The organism is Paenibacillus faecalis (assembly GCF_900289175.1).
GTDB lineage: Bacteria > Bacillota > Bacilli > Paenibacillales > Paenibacillaceae > Paenibacillus_AQ > Paenibacillus_AQ faecalis.
In genome coordinates this window covers 1286595-1303545 of the sequence record NZ_LT985747.1, presented here as the reverse complement: position 1 = coordinate 1303545, position 16951 = coordinate 1286595, and the positions used below count along the sequence as shown (strand labels likewise).

At 45.8% G+C, this 16951-nt stretch carries 17 protein-coding genes and 1 riboswitch; of the genes, 13 read left to right on the top strand and 4 right to left on the bottom strand.

The window, feature by feature from the left end; genetic code table 11:
• Positions 1–134: 134 nt before the first annotated feature.
• Genes C8268_RS06330 through C8268_RS06320 form a run of 3 tightly spaced genes read left to right on the top strand, consistent with a single transcriptional unit; the run spans position 135 to position 3043 of the window.
• Entirely contained in the window at positions 135–881 is a 747-nt protein-coding gene (locus C8268_RS06330; protein ID WP_106769859.1) for a Cof-type HAD-IIB family hydrolase, read from the top strand.
• Positions 882–888: 7 nt separating this feature from the next.
• Positions 889–1368: a DUF456 domain-containing protein gene (locus C8268_RS06325; RefSeq protein ID WP_106766899.1), complete on the top strand. Its 480-nt coding sequence runs from the start codon at positions 889–891 to the stop codon at positions 1366–1368.
• 49 nt (positions 1369–1417) lie between these two features.
• The gene (locus C8268_RS06320; RefSeq protein WP_106766898.1) at positions 1418–3043 is read left to right on the top strand and encodes a putative polysaccharide biosynthesis protein; all 1626 of its coding nucleotides are present in this window, start codon (positions 1418–1420) and stop codon (positions 3041–3043) included.
• Between the two features lie 90 nt (positions 3044–3133).
• Here C8268_RS06320 and C8268_RS06315 read toward each other — a convergent pair whose 3' ends face one another.
• Positions 3134–4492: a DUF2515 family protein gene (locus C8268_RS06315; protein ID WP_106766897.1), complete on the bottom strand. Its 1359-nt coding sequence runs from the start codon at positions 4490–4492 to the stop codon at positions 3134–3136.
• 121 nt (positions 4493–4613) lie between these two features.
• Here C8268_RS06315 and C8268_RS06310 point away from each other — a divergent pair, with 121 nt between their 5' ends.
• From C8268_RS06310 to C8268_RS06265, 10 genes are all read left to right on the top strand, one after another.
• Complete coding sequence (locus C8268_RS06310; protein WP_106769858.1) at positions 4614–4958, top strand: thioredoxin family protein; 345 nt, start codon at positions 4614–4616, stop codon at positions 4956–4958.
• Between the two features lie 190 nt (positions 4959–5148).
• Positions 5149–6114: a COX15/CtaA family protein gene (locus C8268_RS06305; protein WP_106766896.1), complete on the top strand. Its 966-nt coding sequence runs from the start codon at positions 5149–5151 to the stop codon at positions 6112–6114.
• 19 nt (positions 6115–6133) lie between these two features.
• A complete protein-coding gene (locus C8268_RS06300; protein ID WP_106766895.1) occupies positions 6134–6871 on the top strand; it encodes a Cthe_2314 family HEPN domain-containing protein in 738 nt (245 codons plus the stop codon).
• A 98-nt stretch (positions 6872–6969) separates the two neighbouring features.
• Positions 6970–7115, top strand: a riboswitch (SAM riboswitch).
• A 133-nt stretch (positions 7116–7248) separates the two neighbouring features.
• On the top strand, positions 7249–8265 hold the full coding sequence (locus C8268_RS06295) for a methionine ABC transporter ATP-binding protein (protein ID WP_106766894.1): 1017 nt from the start codon (positions 7249–7251) through the stop codon (positions 8263–8265).
• Positions 8265–8933, top strand: coding sequence for a methionine ABC transporter permease (locus C8268_RS06290; protein ID WP_106766893.1), 669 nt, complete (start codon positions 8265–8267; stop codon positions 8931–8933). The genes C8268_RS06295 and C8268_RS06290 overlap by 1 nt, the downstream gene beginning before the upstream one ends.
• Positions 8934–8981: 48 nt before the next feature.
• A complete protein-coding gene (locus C8268_RS06285; RefSeq protein WP_106766892.1) occupies positions 8982–9794 on the top strand; it encodes a MetQ/NlpA family ABC transporter substrate-binding protein in 813 nt (270 codons plus the stop codon).
• Positions 9795–9943: 149 nt separating this feature from the next.
• A complete protein-coding gene (locus C8268_RS06280; RefSeq protein WP_106766891.1) occupies positions 9944–11101 on the top strand; it encodes a type III polyketide synthase in 1158 nt (385 codons plus the stop codon).
• Positions 11088–11816, top strand: a complete 729-nt coding sequence (locus C8268_RS06275; RefSeq protein WP_106766890.1) for a methyltransferase domain-containing protein — start codon at positions 11088–11090, stop codon at positions 11814–11816. The genes C8268_RS06280 and C8268_RS06275 overlap by 14 nt, the downstream gene beginning before the upstream one ends.
• 22 nt (positions 11817–11838) lie before the next feature.
• The gene (locus C8268_RS06270; RefSeq protein WP_106766889.1) at positions 11839–12993 is read left to right on the top strand and encodes an NAD(P)/FAD-dependent oxidoreductase; all 1155 of its coding nucleotides are present in this window, start codon (positions 11839–11841) and stop codon (positions 12991–12993) included.
• Between the two features lie 96 nt (positions 12994–13089).
• Complete coding sequence (locus tag C8268_RS06265; RefSeq protein ID WP_106766888.1) at positions 13090–13863, top strand: SDR family oxidoreductase; 774 nt, start codon at positions 13090–13092, stop codon at positions 13861–13863.
• A gap of 147 nt (positions 13864–14010) precedes the next feature.
• On the opposite strand, the gene C8268_RS06260 is transcribed toward C8268_RS06265, so the two are convergent.
• The 3 genes from C8268_RS06260 to mqnE form a co-directional block, all read right to left on the bottom strand.
• Entirely contained in the window at positions 14011–14256 is a 246-nt protein-coding gene (locus C8268_RS06260; protein WP_106766887.1) for a NifU family protein, read from the bottom strand.
• A 141-nt stretch (positions 14257–14397) separates the two neighbouring features.
• Positions 14398–15456 carry an NAD(P)/FAD-dependent oxidoreductase gene (locus C8268_RS06255; protein ID WP_106766886.1) on the bottom strand — a complete coding sequence of 353 codons (1059 nt, stop codon included), beginning with the start codon at positions 15454–15456 and terminating at the stop codon, positions 14398–14400.
• An 80-nt stretch (positions 15457–15536) separates the two neighbouring features.
• Positions 15537–16643 carry an aminofutalosine synthase MqnE gene (mqnE, locus tag C8268_RS06250; RefSeq protein WP_106766885.1) on the bottom strand — a complete coding sequence of 369 codons (1107 nt, stop codon included), beginning with the start codon at positions 16641–16643 and terminating at the stop codon, positions 15537–15539.
• Positions 16644–16951 lie beyond the last annotated feature (308 nt).

Below are 16951 nucleotides of genomic sequence, written 5' to 3'. Positions count from 1 at the left end.
ACATTGTAAATTTGGTAAAGCGATTGTGTTTGCAGCCGCGTTTGTCTTTGGTCATCAGGTTTTGGGCATCTTTTTTTATTTATGGTAAAATGGCGTTATGTCTAACAGGAGAGAATCAGAAGGGGGATTATGTCATGAGTCATAAATACAAGTTGCTGGCATTGGATATGGATGGAACATTGCTTCAGGATGATCTTGAGATTTCACCGGAAACGGTAAAATGGATTAAGGAAGCGGTTCGTCAAGGGATTCATGTATGCTTGTCTACAGGTCGGGCATTTTCCAGTGCGTATCCATATGCACAGCAATTAGAGCTGACAACTCCGATGATTACTGTGAACGGAAGCGAAGTATGGAGAGCACCTTATGACTTGTATCGCCGTTCCATGCTAGATGTAGAGCTTGTCCGAAAAATGCATCGAATCGCGGTGGAGACGGATTCCTGGTTCTGGGCATACGCTGTAGACCAGCTGTATAATCGGGACAACTGGGCCGAAGACATTGCGAATGAGGAATGGTTGAAATTTGGATATCATATAGAAGATGATGATGTACGTCATCAGGTTTTAATGAGGCTTCAAGAAATAGAAGGTCTTGAAATCACGAACTCATCTCCACAGAATTTTGAGATTAATCCGAAAGGAATTAACAAAGCGGAAGGAATTAAGCAGGTATGCGAGCTTCTCGGTCTTGACATATCTCAGGCAGTTGCTGTAGGTGATAGTCTGAACGATTTAGCAGCGATTCAGCAGGCTGGCTTGGGTGTGGCAATGGGAAATGCCCAGCAGACGGTCAAGGATGAAGCGGATGTTGTTGTAGCTAGCAACAATGATAATGGCATCGTGGAAGTGATTCGTGATTATATTTTGTGTCGGGAGTGATTTATAGGTGGATGTATTGGGTTGGATCATCGTCATTGCCCTGTTTGTCGTCGGTATGGCCGGGGCTATATACCCGATCTTGCCAGGCGTTGTCGCCATTTACTTGGCGCTTTTCGTTTATGGCTGGTTCTTTACATTTGAGCATTATAATTGGTTTTTCTGGATTATTCAGACTTTGATCCTTATTATTCTGTTTGTTGCCGACTATGCCGTTAACGCCTGGGGAGTTAAAAGGCTTGGCGGTTCCAAAGCATCCATCTGGGGAAGTACGGTTGGTTTATTGGTTGGCCCGTTCGTTATTCCGGCTTTCGGACTTGTCATTGGCCCTTTTATCGGAGCTATTGTTGGAGAGATGCTGGCAGGTTCGGCGCCAGGAAAATCAATAAAGGTGGGACTGGGTTCGGTTTTGGGACTGTTCAGCAGTATTGTTGTGAAGGTTGTTTTACAGCTTGCCATGATTATTATTTTCTTTGTTTGGATTTTTTAGGGGAAACTGCGGGTAGCAGGGCCTTTTTGGGAGAAAGAAGGGTAAGAACTTGTCAAAGAAAGATACTTTCATCAAAGGTACAATCGTTCTGGCCGTTGCTGCTTTAGTGGCTCGGGTTTTAGGGTTGGCTCAGCGGATACCGCTCGAGCATTTACTCAATAATGTAGGGGACGCATCCTTTACGATTGCAAACAATGTTTATTTAATGCTGCTGACCATAGCTACGGCCGGTATTCCGAGTACGCTCAGCAAGATGGTATCCGAGCGCTATGCACTGAACAGAACGTCTGAGGCCAAACGGGTGTATCAGGCGGCTCTTTTCTTTTCGGCCGGTGCCGGAATTGTTATGACACTGATGCTGTATTTCGTTGCACCGTACTATGCCACTTATGTGGCAGAGATGCCGGAATCAGCAGCTGCAATAAGAGCTTTGGCGCCAGCGCTGCTTCTTTTTCCGACCATTGCGATGATGAGAGGGTATTTCCAGGGGCGGAACTTCATGACAGCCGGCGGTATATCCCAGATTGTTGAACAGATCGCAAGGGTGCTTACCGGGATTGGTCTGGCGTACATTCTGGTTCGTCTCGGTTATGATGACACTTGGGTAGCAGCCGGTGCATCCTTTGGCGGCGTGCTCGGCAGTGTTGCTGCGTTCGGTGTTATGATCTTTTTTGCGATGAAGCTAAGGCGTCAGGATCGGAAGCAGAACCTGCCCGGAGCGGATACATCCATTCCGCTTTGGGGGATTTATAAAGCGATTTTTACCCTGTCTATTCCGATTGTACTGTCATCGCTTGCGGTTCCTGCTATCAACTTCATCGACGGTTCGATTGTCAAGCCGCTCTTGACCGGACATATCGGTGCGGAAGCGGCGACGGAAGCTCTGGCGGTACTAGGTACGAGAGCGCAAAGCATTGCGGGGATTCCACCGATTCTTGCAATTGCTCTAAGTCAATCGTTGATTCCTATCATATCTGCTGCCTATGCCAAAAAAGATCAGGATCACCTTCAGCGTCAGGTTACACTTGCCTTAAGAATATCTATTTTGACGGGAATGCCCATTGTTCTGGCTCTCGTTGCTGCATCCTATTCCGTCAATGGTTTGTTGTTCAGTACGTTGAATGGAAGCGAAATAATCGCTATGCTCACTTTTGGGACCATATTCCAGATTACGATGATGACATCTGGCTCGATCCTGCTTGGAATCGGTAAAGCCAAGGTTTCCATGATTCACGTTATGATCGGTATTGTTATCAAGCTGGTCGCCAGCGTTCTGCTTGCTCCGCTGTTTGGAATTTATGGAATTATCGGTGCAACAGCTCTATGTTTCCTTGTTATTACTATACTTAACATACGAGCGATTAAGCTCATTGTTCCGTTCTCTATTCTGGGCTCACGCTGGACAGGCTTTGTCGTTACAGGGTTGGCTGCTTTGAGTATAGGCTATGGGATGAATCAGCTAGGTATTCAAATGGTTGACTTTATGCCTGCCCGGCTCGCATTCTTTATTACATGCTTGCTCGTGGGTGCTATCGTTGTTGCGCTTTATTTAGTACTGTTGATCATGTTCGGTGTGATCAGGAAGTCAGAGCTTTCGAGTTATCCGGGTATACTCCAAAAACTATTCCGGCCTTTAATGCGTTTGCAGCCTTCAAAACTACGGGAACGCGGCTGAACAAAAGATGATATTGATGAAAAAGCAGCGGTTCTCCGATATGGAGGCCGCTTCTTTTTGCAGAAACCGTCATTCAAAAGGTTCATGTGCCTATGGACTTAAATGCCCCTTGAGATCATGAGCGAATGCTGTTTTTTCCAGAGCTGTGCGGTGAGCATGAGTCATATCAAACAGGAAAGGGCGAATGGGTTTGCTTATATGATGAAGCATTTCAGTTTCTGAAAACCAATCATAACGAGGAATCGGCTCATATTCTGTATCATGCCATACCTCTTCAAGGATCGGGCTGTATAGCCGCTGTCCGTCATTTAGCCACTCGGATTGAAGCAGCTCATGACTCTCTTGAAGCGAGTTCATCGCTTTATCCCGGCGAGTCGTGAACAAAGCGGGCCAGTACTCGGCACGAGAGCCCAAATGCGGCGAGGAGTGGACATATTGAAGTACACCCCGATAAATATCCTCATATCCAAACAGCATGGCATATAGCGATTTTCCAGCTTTAATCCGGCTTGATGGATCATCGAAATGATTCATGTTCAGACCGACTAAAGGCCGAAGGGGCAGGTTGGTTTCCTTAGAAAAATCATGTTTGCATCGGACTTCACCCAACGGAAAAATGACCTGATTTAATCGCATAAATTCATGCAGACGGAAAGAGGGACTATTTAATACGTTTTGGCGGAAATAAGGATGCCGTACGACGCGCCCTTCTATATAATTTTGCTCATTGATGATCAAGGCGACCGTCAGCAGGCTGCTGTTACGCTCTATCCAGAAGCGTTCCCAGAAAGGATACATAAATGCGGAAACGTGAAAATAAGGTAGAAGGTGGAAGCAGCTTCGTTCCTGTTGTCTGCTGAATTTATACAGTAACAGCTGAGGATAAGCATCCTGAAATATAAGGGCATTACAGCGTTCGAGAAATCGGTATAGATGATTCTTGAACCGGCTGTCAGTTAAATCAGACATCAGACCGCTTTGAAGATCGGTCATATTCCAGCCAGCATTTCTGGAAACCATATGAGCAAGAAGGCTCCAATGCACCTCGGGATAATCATCGTAAAATTCGAGGTAAGCTTGAGTTCGTGTGATGTTGCTTTTATTCGCATTGGCAACGGTCTCGTGAATTCGTTGGATGAGAAGATGATCCTGTGCTGGAAGCTGATTTAGATCATTCTCGTCTAGGCAATCGTTTGACTTCGGATCGAAATTTATCGTCTGACCAGCACGCTCCCTTTGGTAACACTCAGCTGTTTTAACGAGCAAATCGCTCATGCTTTTTGCAGCACCTTCATTCCAGGTTAACTCCCTTGGACGGCGCCGAAGCTCACTGGATGCATTCCAAGCGGCCGCTAAACCTTTGAATGCCTCAGCAGTTGCACGGGGAACAGAAGCAAGCAGCGACCAGACGGATCGGCGACTGGACTTGGAACGATGAGAACGACTCATATGGCAACCTTCTTTCCTCAATGTCAGTAAAATTTATTGTAGTATGGTTCTAATGTTTGACTTCCACTCTACATTTTGCTTCACTTAGGGAGAACGAATTCATATGGAAGGGGAGATTTCCATGGAAAAGATTACTTCAGAGGCTGAATTTCAAGTATCGATTCAGTCTCCAAGATTGACAGTAGCTGTGTTTAAGGCAGACTGGTGTGTCGATTGTAAATTTATTGACCCGTTTATGCCGGATGTAGAAAGTAAATATGCTGATCGTTTAACACTGGTGGAAGTTGATGTGGACGCTGTAGGAGATGTAAGTCAGCAGCAAAACATACTGGGAATCCCCAGCTTTGTAGCCTATACAGATGGTCGTGAGCTGGTCCGGTTTGTAAACAAGATGCGCAAATCACGGGAAGAGATTGAAGCTTTCCTCGACCGCGCCTTAGAAGTGTACGGAGCGATTCACAAGTAAAAAAATCACACCGCCAGCCCGATATACGGCAGGCAGGTGTGATTTTTTTGAACATTTTGTCACAAACGGTCTGTGATGATTGTCATTGAATCAGTTATAATAAATATTAGGCTGCATTTCGAAAATTTGGAAACCAGTAATGACTGCCCGGATTGATCATAATATTGAATACGTCAGCAGGTGAAAAATTGTGAGTAATAAACAGTTGAAATGGCTCAGTTACGTGACGTGTCTGGTCATGTTTCTCGCAACCTTTGGCGGTATGGTCGTAACTAAAACTGAGTCCGGCCTGGGATGCGGACAAGAATGGCCTTTATGTAACGGAAAATTTGTTCCCGCTTATACATTGGCATCGATGATCGAGTATTCTCATCGTGCGATTAGCGGTTTGGCCGGGTTGGCGGCCCTTGCTTCCCTGATTGCATTCTGGAAGTTCAAGCGCGATCGTCGTGACCTGATGACCTATGTGATTCTGACCTCTATATTTGTCATTTTACAGGCGATTATGGGCGCAATGGCAGTAGTTAAGCCGCAAACTCCATCGGTTATGGCTTTGCATTTTGGCTTTGCCCTAATTGCGTTTGCGAGCTCTACGATGCTTGCATTGGGGATGCGCAGAATTGAGAAGGCGAAAGAGCCGGATCATCTAATCTCTCTGCCGCGGGTCAGCAAGTCATTTCGCAATTTAGTTTGGTTTACAACGATATACACTTATATTGTTGTATATATTGGTGCCTTTGTTACTCATACGGACTCAAGCGGAGGGTGTTCGGGATGGCCGCTTTGTAACGGCCAGGTTATACCGGAGCTTTCAGGCGGCGTAGGCATTGCTTTTATGCATAGAGTCGCCGCAGCTATTTTGCTTATCGTAGTCGCAATTATGGGGCATTATGCATATTGGCGCAATCGGGATCATCGTGAAATCCAAATGCTTGGCATCGCCTCCGTGGTACTTTGTGTCCTGCAAATATTGAGCGGTCCGCTTCTGATTGCGACGATGGATAACGCTGAGCTGTATATTTTTGCAGCTTTAGGGCATACCCTTCTCATCTCTGCATTATTCGGCGTTTTATGTTATTTGAGTGTAAGGGCGTGGCAGTTAAGCAAGTCTGAATTTCAAATGCCGCGTCATTCAGACTCCGTTTCTTATAAATGAACCCAGGGAGGGTAACGCCATGCTTCGAACCTTACTCGGGGAGCCGCCCCGCAAGAATGAGGGTTTGCTTGAAGATGCTATTGAGACCATGATGGAGACAACCCGGCTTTTGCAGGAAGAGATTAAGAAAAATCAGGATCCGACACATGACTTTCGTAAGCTTGAGATATGGACCCGAGGCCTTATTGTATCGTTGGACGAGCTGGAGCAAAGCTGGTTCGCAGCATGTTTTTTTCGTAAATCGGTTAAGGCTGGATATGTGGATGACATGTCAGCGCAAGAGCAAGGAGATTATGCGCGTTATGTTTATTTTTATAAAAACGGGTTTATTCGGGTGTTTTCCATTCTGGATAAACTCGGGACGGTGTTGAATGAACTATATGATTTGAACACCTCAAAGGTAAAGGCGCATTTTTCATATTTCACGGTACTTCGTCAGTTCAGATATTTGAAATATCATGATGAGTTGGCAGACAAGCTTGAGATGATCAAAGAGCATTACAAGTCATCGCTAAGCGTGCTTCGCAAGCGGCGTAATGCCGAGGTGCATTATATGAACGCCGAGATGCAGGATGATCTGTGGCAGCGTCACCGAGGTCTTAACGACAAGATAGAGTTGGAAGATATGGATGAGCATTTGAACGACCTGAAGCAAGGCCTTGATATGGTGTGCAAGACGATGACGGCTTCATATCGCTACACGAATGAGGTATGGGCGAAAAAGATATTAGCTTCCAAAGAATCAAATAATCTATAAAAATGTTTTGACAAATGTGTTAAAAGAATCTATACTAACAATTGCATTCTATGATCAAATGTGAAAGAAAAGTCAATTTAAAATATCATATCGAAGTTTTCTTATCGAGAGAGGCGGAGGGAAAGGCCCGATGAAGCCCGGCAACCGATTCCAGTGCAATGCTGAATTAAGCTAATTGCACATGGGATGTCATGGTGCTAATTCCTTCAAAACTGCGAACAACTGCAGTTTTGACAGATGAGAAAAGGTCTTCGTTTATTACGTAAAGAGCCCTTTTTGATTCTGAGAACAAAAAAGGGCTCTTTTATTTTTGAAATTTAAGAAAGTACGCTTGACTTCATAGAATTTGGGCTATGGGGAAAGAGGAGGGACCGGGATTGATTGAATTAAAACGATTAACGAAGCAGTATGGAAAATCGGGAATGTTGACCACCGCCTTATCTGAACTGGATCTATCCATTGAAAAAGGGGAGATCTTCGGAGTGATCGGACATTCCGGTGCAGGCAAGAGTACGTTGATCCGCTGCATTAACTTGCTGGAACGTCCAACCTCCGGAGAAGTATGGGTGAACGGGGTCAACCTGACAGCTCTTAATAATAAACGGCTGCAGGGAGAGCGGCGCAAGATCGGAATGATTTTTCAGCATTTTAATCTACTTTCTTCCGCAACGGTGTTTGATAATATTGCATTCCCGCTTCGTTTAATAAAGACATCCAAGGCGAAGATTGAACGGAAGGTGAACGAGCTGCTTGCTTTAGTCGGGTTGGAGGCTCACCGGAACAAGTACCCGTCGCAGCTGTCTGGTGGACAGAAACAGCGCGTTGGGATAGCCCGGGCACTCGCAAGCGATCCGGAAGTGCTGCTCTGTGATGAAGCCACGTCAGCGCTAGATCCACAAACAACAGAATCCATTCTCAAGCTGCTGCTGGATATCAATAAGCGCTTTAACCTGACGATCGTATTGATTACTCATGAAATGCACGTGATTCAAAGTATTTGTGATCGGGTTGCCGTGATCCATCAAGGAGGCATCGTTGAACAAGGGCCTGTAGCAGAAGTGTTTCTGAAGCCTAAACATGAAGTGACGAAGGAATTTGTCCGTAATGAAACAGATTCTGAAGAGGCATTGAAATTAGCCACTTATGCACCGTATATAGGGTCATTCCGTGCGGCCAAGATCACTTTTCTTGGTTCCAAAACCTATGAATCCACCCTTTCGCAAACGGTGCGTGAAACCGGCGTAGCTTTTGCAATTCTACAAGGTACGATATCTACGATTAAGGATACGCCATATGGTCAGTTGATCGTTCGTTTTGAAGGAAAGATGCCAGCCATTGATTTGACGATTCAAAGGCTGCAGGAGCAAGGACTTGATGTGGAGGTGATGGGCTGATGTTCGGATTGGATTTTTCCCAAGTAAACTGGGAAGAGATTGCAACGGCTACCTTGGACACACTTCGGATGCTTAGCGCCTCGGCACTGTTTACCTTTCTGATCGGGCTGCCTCTTGGGGTGTTGCTGTACATGTCGGCCCGTTCGACCTTCGGTTGGGTGCGGCTTGGATACGCAGTTCTATCGTTCGTGGTGAACGTCCTCCGTTCGGTTCCGTTTATTATTCTGATCGTGGCTATGATTCCGATTACGAGATCTATTGTCGGCGTATCTTACGGGGTGCTAGGTACAATTCCTCCTCTTGTCGTCGGTGCAGCTCCTTTCTTTGCACGGCTCGTAGAGACTTCGTTAAATGAGGTGGATAAAGGCGTGATCGAAGCGGCACATGCGATGGGTTCCTCCGCACTTCAGGTCATCTGGCGGGTGCTTCTGCCGGAAGCTCGTCCGGGCCTGCTTGCAGGGATGACGGTTACGATCGTCACACTTGTTTCCTACACGGCGATGTCAGGTATGGTAGGCGGCGGTGGATTGGGTGATTTGGCTATTAAATACGGTTACCACCGTTATGAAACCGAAGTGATGATTGTAGCTGTCGTGCTGATGGTGCTGCTCGTGCAGCTGCTTCAAATGGGGGGCGACAGACTGGTACGTCGTTTTACGAGAAAATAAAGCAATCATAAAACATGATTCATAATTATTTGGAGGGAGAGTTAAACAATGAAAAAATGGACGTTAGCATTTCTGAGTCTGGCACTGGTCGCGGTATTGGGAGCATGCGGGGAAAAGCCTGCGGAAACCGGCAGTAATGATAATCAGACGTTGCGTGTAGGTGCATCGCCTGAGCCGCATTCCAACATTTTGGAGCATATCAAGCCGCAGCTTGAACAAGAAGGCATCAAGCTTGAAATTGTAGAGTTCACCGATTATAAACTTCCGAATCAGCAGTTGGATCAAAAGGAGATTGACGCCAACTTTTTCCAGCACAAACCTCATATGGACGGTGACGTGAATCAGCGTGGAATGGATCTGGTATCGGTTGTTCCTGTTCACATTGAGCCTTTAGGCGCTTATTCCAACAAGATTAAATCTGTAGATGAACTGCAGGATGGTGCTATTGTTGCTATACCGAATGATCCTTCCAATGCCGGTCGTGCACTTTCACTGCTGGCGAAGCATGGTTTAATTAAACTGCAGGATGAGAACATGCTGGAAGCAACATCCAAAGACATTATAGAAAACCCGAAAAATCTGGAGTTTAAAGAAGTGGAAGCAGCGATGCTGCCGCGTATGCTGGACGAGATGGACATGGCGATTATTAACACGAACTATGCTCTAGAAGCTGGTCTGGACCCAACGAAGGATGCGCTCTTTATGGAGGATAAAGATAATCCGTATGCGAACATTCTCACTGCCCGCTCGGACAATAAAGATTCTGAAGCGATCAAGAAGCTGGCAGAAGCACTGACCTCCGATGAAGTAAAGAAATTTATTGAAGAAAATTATAAAGGTGCCGTCATTCCGGCCTTCTAATTGAATTTTATATGCTCTGAAGAAACGCCTCGCCCTTGAGAAGGGACCGAAGGCGTTTCTTTTTTTGTCGGCTCATAGGATGTTCTTTTTGTGGAATAATAACCAAAACTTACGAGAGTTTGTCCTATTGACTACAGGAGGTAATGATAATGAGCTTTGCCTTTAACCATTCCCGGGCATCTATACTGGGGATCGGAACGGCTTTGCCGAATCATGTGATCGCACAATCGGATATAATCGAGATTTTGGCTTCTTCTCTACAGAATCAACCGGATTTAGCCCGATTCGCCAGAAGGATTTTCAAGTCTTGTGGAGTGGAGACTCGGTATACATGTGAACCGGATTTTTTAAAACCATCTGAATCATGTCGATATCTTCCTTCCGATGACCGATCCCGTATTCCTACAACAGAAGAGCGGATGAATACATACAAAAGGGAATCCCTGCCGTTAGCAGTAGAGGCTGCTCAAAAAGCATTAGCCGATGCCAACATTCGCCCTGGGGATATTACCCATCTCATCCCAGTTAGCTGTACCGGTCAGTTTTTGCCAGGGTTGGACGTTATGCTCATACAAAATTTAGGCCTCTCTCCCCGTATTCATCGTCTACCTCTCATTTTTCAGGGCTGTGCTGCAGGACTCAAAGCGATTCAATTCTCGAGGGATATCGTACAAGGCGCGCCGGAGTCACAAGTTCTTATCGTCTGTGTTGAGCTGTGTACGCTGCATTTACAGCCTGTGATGAAGAGGGAAGCTTTGTTTGCAGCTTCATTTTTCGGGGATGGGGCTTCGTCCTGTGTTATCGGCAGCGCACGGCAGGATCGTACACATTATTTACAGCTGGGTTCCGGCTATTCTGTTCTGCTGCCTGATTCTACAGAAGACATGACCTGGGAAGTAGGGAATACGGGCTTTGATCTTTATCTCTCCCCCCGCATTCCTAAGCTGTTAGGTTCTTATCTCTTGCCTGAGTTGGAACTGTTATTGGCAGGGGATGAACTACCGGAGCTATGGGCGATTCATCCGGGAGGCCGTGGAATAGTTGATTCGGTTCAAAAAGTATTGAACTTGCGTGAGGATCAGACCAAGTACAGCCGGGACATACTCAAAAATGCAGGCAACTTGTCCTCAGTAACGATTATGTTTGTTTTGGACGCTATGCGTAGGGAACTGCAATCTGCGGGCAGCCTGTCCAAAGAAGGGGTGGCTCTGGCCTTCGGTCCAGGTTTGACGGCAGAACTTATGCGCTTCCGGTATGTTTCTTCCTCTACATCAGATCTTACGGAGCCTGAACATGCCAATCTTTAGAAAGTTAACTAAAAGGGCGCATGAAGGTGAATTGATGGATGACTTTTCAACCGGGGGTGAAGAGTTGGTTGAGGCGCTTCAACATTTAAGACGTCTGAACAAAATGTTTAATGCACCCGGGCCTACGAGATACGGAATTGAAAAATTGTGGAACAGCATGGGCAGACCTGAGGCGCTGACTATTTTGGATGCAGGTGCAGGCTCAGGGGATGTGAATCGCAAGCTGCTTCGATGGGCGGATCAGAAAGGGATACATCTTAAAATTACATTAGTGGATATGACGGAAGAAGCGTGCAAGGAAGCTAGATCTTTCTTTGAAAATGAGCCGCGTATACAGGTCAGACAAGGGGATATTCGCAACATGCCTGAGGCTAGTGCCGATATAGTAACGGCTTCGCAATTCCTGCATCATTTTGACGGTGACGAATTGATTGAAATCGTATCTCATATGCTGAAGGCTTCCAGGTATGGGGTCGTTATTAATGATATCCACCGCCATGCGGTTTCTTATACAGCCGTATGGCTTGCAACGCGCATGATGTCTCGCAACCGTTACATTCGGCATGATGGGCCTTTATCTGTTGCCAAAGGATTTACAGGAGCAGACTGGAAAGACTTGAGGGAAAAATTGAAGCATGATTCGATGAGCTACGCCTGGAAACCTCTGTTTCGGTATGCTGTTGTGATCCCACGTCAAGATGTACAAAGTAAATGAAATGACGGAAAGGTGTTGTCCCATGGATAAACAGGTAGATGCTATCGTAGTTGGAGCCGGGATTGCAGGCAGCAGTACAGCCATTCAGCTTGCAAGATCGGGACATCGGACCCTGCTGTTAGATCGGCAGCTGTTCCCAAGGCATAAAACTTGTGGTGAATTTATGTCCCCGGAAACTCAAGAAATGCTGGAATTTCTCGGTGTTGATCTGCTGAAGCATCACGTCAAACCTATCATGATGAACAAGGCATGCATCTATATGCCCCGCGGTGGTGAAATAAACGTGCCGCTTCCTGGAAGCGCCTGGGGGATCAGCCGATATGAGCTCGATCATCTGTTGCATCAGAAAGCGCTATCCGCCGGAGCCCAGCTTATAACCAAAGCAACTGTGATTGGAATTGAGCTGTTGGATAACGAGCAGTACAGGGTTGACATCAGACAGGGTAGCCATACGGCTAGCTATTATGCGAAGGCTGTGATTGGCGCTTACGGGACTCGAAAGCCCAAAGGTGTTATACATACGGAACAGAATTATCGGGATGAAGTTGTATATGTTGGGCTGAAATCACACTATACCGGGGTTGAAGCAGGGGCACAGGTGGAGCTTTATTTTTGCGATGGTGGTTACACAGGAATCTCTCCTGTTCCCAATGGAATGGTTAATGTAGCGGCGCTGCTTACTCGGGATGTGACTCAATCCAGTGGTAAATCGGTACAGGATATATTGAAAATTGCTTCACGCACCAATCCCAAGCTGGCCGCCAGGCTGAACAATGCCGTACTTGTTCCGGGAACTCAAGTGTCGATCGCGCCAGTCAGGTTGTCGGATATTCCGGAGCCTTGGTCCACGTTTCCGCATGTGGGCGATGCCCTTTTGATGATTCCGCCACTATGCGGAGATGGCATGTCTGTGGCACTTCGATCATCGATCCTGTGCTCCAATGCGACGGATCGGTATTTACATGGGGAAATAACATACAATGAATGGAAGAGCGAGTATACCGAAAAAGCCAACCATGAATTTGTAAAGCTGCTCAAAAGAGCTCGCATGATTCAGAAGCTGGCCTTTGTAAAGGCCAATCGATTATACCCGGGGATCGCACGTATATTTCCGGGCCTGGCTACTTATGTAGTAAAGTCTACACGACTAGCAGAAGCAGAATTAAATCGTTTTTAGCACTGTTCTTCTTGATGGAAAAGGGTCCAAGTTGTGGGGATGGAGTAAATCTTTTATACTTAATAGAAGGCGAACATGTGCGGAGGAGGGAAGGCCTTGAAGGGGAAAGTGGCTTTGATTACCGGCAGTGCGACCGGATTAGGCAAAATGACGGCATTGACGCTAGCCCGGAAGGGCTGCAATATTGCGCTGAATTTTGTCAACAGCAAAGACCAGGCGTATGCACTTCAAAAAGAAATTGAAGCAATGGGTGTTCGTGCGATTGCAGTGCAAGCAGATATTGCTGTGGAAGAGGAATTGTACAGTCTTGTGGAAGAGACCGAGAAGAACCTTGGGACAGTTGATATTTTGGTGAATAATGCCGGGCCTTTTATTAGGGAACGACGGCTGTTCTCGCAGTATACCCGTGATGAAATCGTACATTTGATCAATGGGAATCTGACAGGTGTTATGCTGCTGGATCACCGCGTGCTTCCTTCCATGAGAGAGAAGAAATGGGGGCGCATCATCCATTTTGGATTTGGTCATGCAGGAGAAGCGAGATCATGGCCGCATCGTTCGGTGTATGCAGCTGCGAAAGTGGGGCTTGTTTCTTTTACGAAAACATTGGCTGTGGAAGAGGCTCCTTACGGTATTACGGTAAATATGGTCTGTCCCGGCGATATTCGGGGAACGAACAAAGAGAAGACCATTGACGAAGTATCGGGGGTAACAGATGGTCTTACTCCTCGGGGGCGCTCAGGAAGCGGGGAGGATATTGCCCGGGTCATCGAGTATTTTTGTTTGGAGAAATCGGATTTCATTACCGGTAATATAATGGATATATCCGGCGGGCTGGACCCGATCAGGCCGCGAATCAAACCTGAGTAAGTTAACGGAATTTATATAATTTTTAAAATAAAAAAAGTCTTGGCTACTGAAGCCAAGACTTTTATGATCTCTTACGTATCTCGCGAAAAAACGCCTTAGCCCTTAAAAAGGACGATAAAGGCGTTTCTTCTTACGCTTAGAGTTATATTAAAATACTTGTACTACTTCTTGGATGCCATCAACTTCTTCAACCAAGGCGCGTTCAATACCGGCCTTCAAGGTTATTGTGGAGCTTGGGCAGCTGCCGCAGGCACCTACAAGTTTCAATTTTACAATGCCGTCTTCAACGTCGACCAACTCCACGTCACCGCCGTCGCGCTGCAGGAACGGACGAAGCTTATCGAGCACTTCAGCCACTTCATCATACACTGTGCTTTGTGCGTTTTCGCTCATCTTGTTCAACTCCTTTCCACAATATTATAGTACATAAAATTTAAAATGCCAATCTAAAGACAGGTTGATTATTATTATGCTCGAAAAAATTTGAATCAAATCAAGAATCCATGTTTTTAGTTAAAATACAAACAAAAATGATTAAAAGCTTCGTTTCGACTTCCAAAGCACACCACTTTTTAGCAGTCTAGGCACACGTCCAATGACGGAGGTGTTGCCCATCAAGCCAAAGCCTGCTCTTTTGCCAAGAGAACCGAGAGTTCCCTTCAGCTTAAGCGGGTGTACCTTCGGCGTGTCACCTCTCCATAAAGCTTTCATGGCACATCCAATCTGTTCTGCCTGAGCACCTGCAGCTTGTGCACTTGGCACAAACGGCAGGCTAGCGCAGTCGCCGATCACATACACTTCCGGATAGGAAGGTATTTGATACAGTTCATTCAGCAAAATTCGGCCACTGCGATCTTTAGGCAAATCCAAATTTTGTACGACTGAAACAGGTTGAATGCCAGCAGTCCAAACGGTTATATCAGTAGGTATAGGTTGATCCATATTGTATACCGCATCTTTTTCCACTCTCGATACAGAAACACCACTATGAATTTCCACGTTATGTTCTGAGAACCAGCGCTGCACGTAGGCAGACAATCGATTAGGAAAGGATGAGAGTACACGAACTCCACGGTCAAGAATAGCTATGTTAAGGTCAGGGCGGCTTTCCCGCAAGTCTGCGGCTAGCTCAATCCCGCTTAACCCTCCGCCGATAATATGAACCTGGCTGTACGGTTTAAGATTATTTAACTTTAAGTAAGTTTCACGAGCCCCGGAAAAAGATTGCAGGCTGCAAGTGAATTCCTCGGCTCCTGGTACACCGTGATATCGGTCTGTGCAGCCAAGGGCTATAGCCAGCTCATCATATTCCACAGGATCATCATTTAATAAATGAACTAACTTGGATTCAAGATCGACTGAAGCAACTTCTCCGTAATGAATGCTCAATTTGTCATGGTTTGGAAACTTTATCCGCACCTCCGTATCAGCAACAGTACCTGCAGCCACTGCATAGTATTCTGTTTTAAGACCTTGATAAGGCATGCGGTCAATGAGCACTACTTCCAGATCGGGAGGAAGATAACTGCTGAACAATTCCTGAATTAAGGCAACACCACCGTAGCCTCCCCCGAGAATAACGAGCTTTTTCATGTATGTCTTCCTTTCTAAGAGATAAGAAAACAGAGCTCTATATTATCTCTTTAACCTGATATCCGTATTTTGGAACTTTATTATTCGTACACTTTAATTTCGTTATAGAATGTATCGCGCTCTACCGGAATCCGGCCAGCTCCTTTAATCAGCCAAACCAGCTCTTTTCGGGTCAGACCTTCAGGTGTTAATGCGCCAGCAGCATGGCTTATTCGTTCTTTCAGGATCGTACCATGCACATCGGATGCTCCGAAGCTGAGAGCGACCTGTGTTAACTGAGAACCAATATTGATGAAATAAGCTTTAACGTGGTCGATGTTATCCAGCATGAGACGGCTGATTGCAATGGTCTTCAGGTCCTCATAAGCCGAATTGCGTCGCATGATGCCTGCATTTTTATTCCTTGGTTGCATGGAGAGCGGAATAAACACCATAAATCCGTTCGTTTCATCTTGCAGCTCCCGAATTTGCATCATGTGACGAATACGATCTTCGTGACTTTCAATCGATCCGTATAGCATCGTAGTATGTGTCTTCATACCAAGCTGATGTGCAACACGATGGACCTCAAGATATTGCTCTACATTGGCTTTGTCGACTTTCATTTTCTGACGGTATTGATCTGATAGTATTTCAGCACCGCCCCCGGTTAGCGATTTCAGCCCTGCTTTTTGCAGTTCTTGGAGCACTTCCTTAATGCTAAGGCCGCTGATCCGAGTGAAGAATTCAATTTCCGCTGCCGTATACGCCTTCAGTGTCACATCCGGAAAGCGTTCATTCAGAGCTTTTAACGAATCCACATAGTATTGAAACGGCACATGGTTGTTATGACCACCAACGATATGAAATTCCCGAATACCCGGATGAAAGTGTTCTTCTACATATTGAATCATTTCCGGACCGGAAAGAGTATAAGAGCCTTCTTCTCCCTCGTCTTTACGAAAGTTGCAAAAAGCACAGCGGGATTCACACACATTGGTGAAATACAAGCTCATGTTCTCGATAAAATAAACCTTTTTCCCGTTTTTACGCAGATTTGCCTCGTTCGCAAGCTGCCCCAGGGTCAGAAGGTCATCAGTTTGATACAAATAGATACCGTCTTCAAGGTCCAAGCGAACTCCGTTTTGGACTTTCTCAACGATTTCGGCCATCCTTTTGTCCATTAAAGGGCTTACAAATGTGGACATATAGTTCCTCCTTATCATGCATTTAAGTACCGGTATATGGATACAAAAATGCAGAAATTGTCCGTCTTAATGAATATTTCGCTAACGGATTGATATACATAGAGGCAAGTAGTTATAATTAAAAAATTTTGTGAAAAAATATACAACTATGAACACGGACACATTAAATAGGCAGCACAGGCTGCCGGATGTGACAGAAATCCAACACTTGGCCTCTTCAGTTCCTTCCTTATTATAAACCTGACCTCTCAGGGTAGCAATACATATGGAGGAAAAGGGAAGACTATAAAAGATTTTGTCGAGTAAAT

Excerpts from the sequence above, each read along its gene's own strand:
- C8268_RS06330 (WP_106769859.1), top strand. The coding sequence starts at position 135 with ATGAGTCATAAATACAAGTTGCTGGCATTGGATATGGATGGAACATTG.
- C8268_RS06315 (WP_106766897.1), bottom strand. The coding sequence starts at position 4,492 with ATGAGTCGTTCTCATCGTTCCAAGTCCAGTCGCCGATCCGTCTGGTCG.
- C8268_RS06310 (WP_106769858.1), top strand. The coding sequence starts at position 4,614 with ATGGAAAAGATTACTTCAGAGGCTGAATTTCAAGTATCGATTCAGTCT.
- C8268_RS06300 (WP_106766895.1), top strand. The coding sequence starts at position 6,134 with ATGCTTCGAACCTTACTCGGGGAGCCGCCCCGCAAGAATGAGGGTTTG.
- C8268_RS06290 (WP_106766893.1), top strand. The coding sequence starts at position 8,265 with ATGTTCGGATTGGATTTTTCCCAAGTAAACTGGGAAGAGATTGCAACG.
- C8268_RS06285 (WP_106766892.1), top strand. The coding sequence starts at position 8,982 with ATGAAAAAATGGACGTTAGCATTTCTGAGTCTGGCACTGGTCGCGGTA.
- C8268_RS06280 (WP_106766891.1), top strand. The coding sequence starts at position 9,944 with ATGAGCTTTGCCTTTAACCATTCCCGGGCATCTATACTGGGGATCGGA.
- C8268_RS06275 (WP_106766890.1), top strand. The coding sequence starts at position 11,088 with ATGCCAATCTTTAGAAAGTTAACTAAAAGGGCGCATGAAGGTGAATTG.
- C8268_RS06270 (WP_106766889.1), top strand. The coding sequence starts at position 11,839 with ATGGATAAACAGGTAGATGCTATCGTAGTTGGAGCCGGGATTGCAGGC.
- C8268_RS06260 (WP_106766887.1), bottom strand. The coding sequence starts at position 14,256 with ATGAGCGAAAACGCACAAAGCACAGTGTATGATGAAGTGGCTGAAGTG.
- C8268_RS06255 (WP_106766886.1), bottom strand. The coding sequence starts at position 15,456 with ATGAAAAAGCTCGTTATTCTCGGGGGAGGCTACGGTGGTGTTGCCTTA.
- mqnE (WP_106766885.1), bottom strand. The coding sequence starts at position 16,643 with ATGTCCACATTTGTAAGCCCTTTAATGGACAAAAGGATGGCCGAAATC.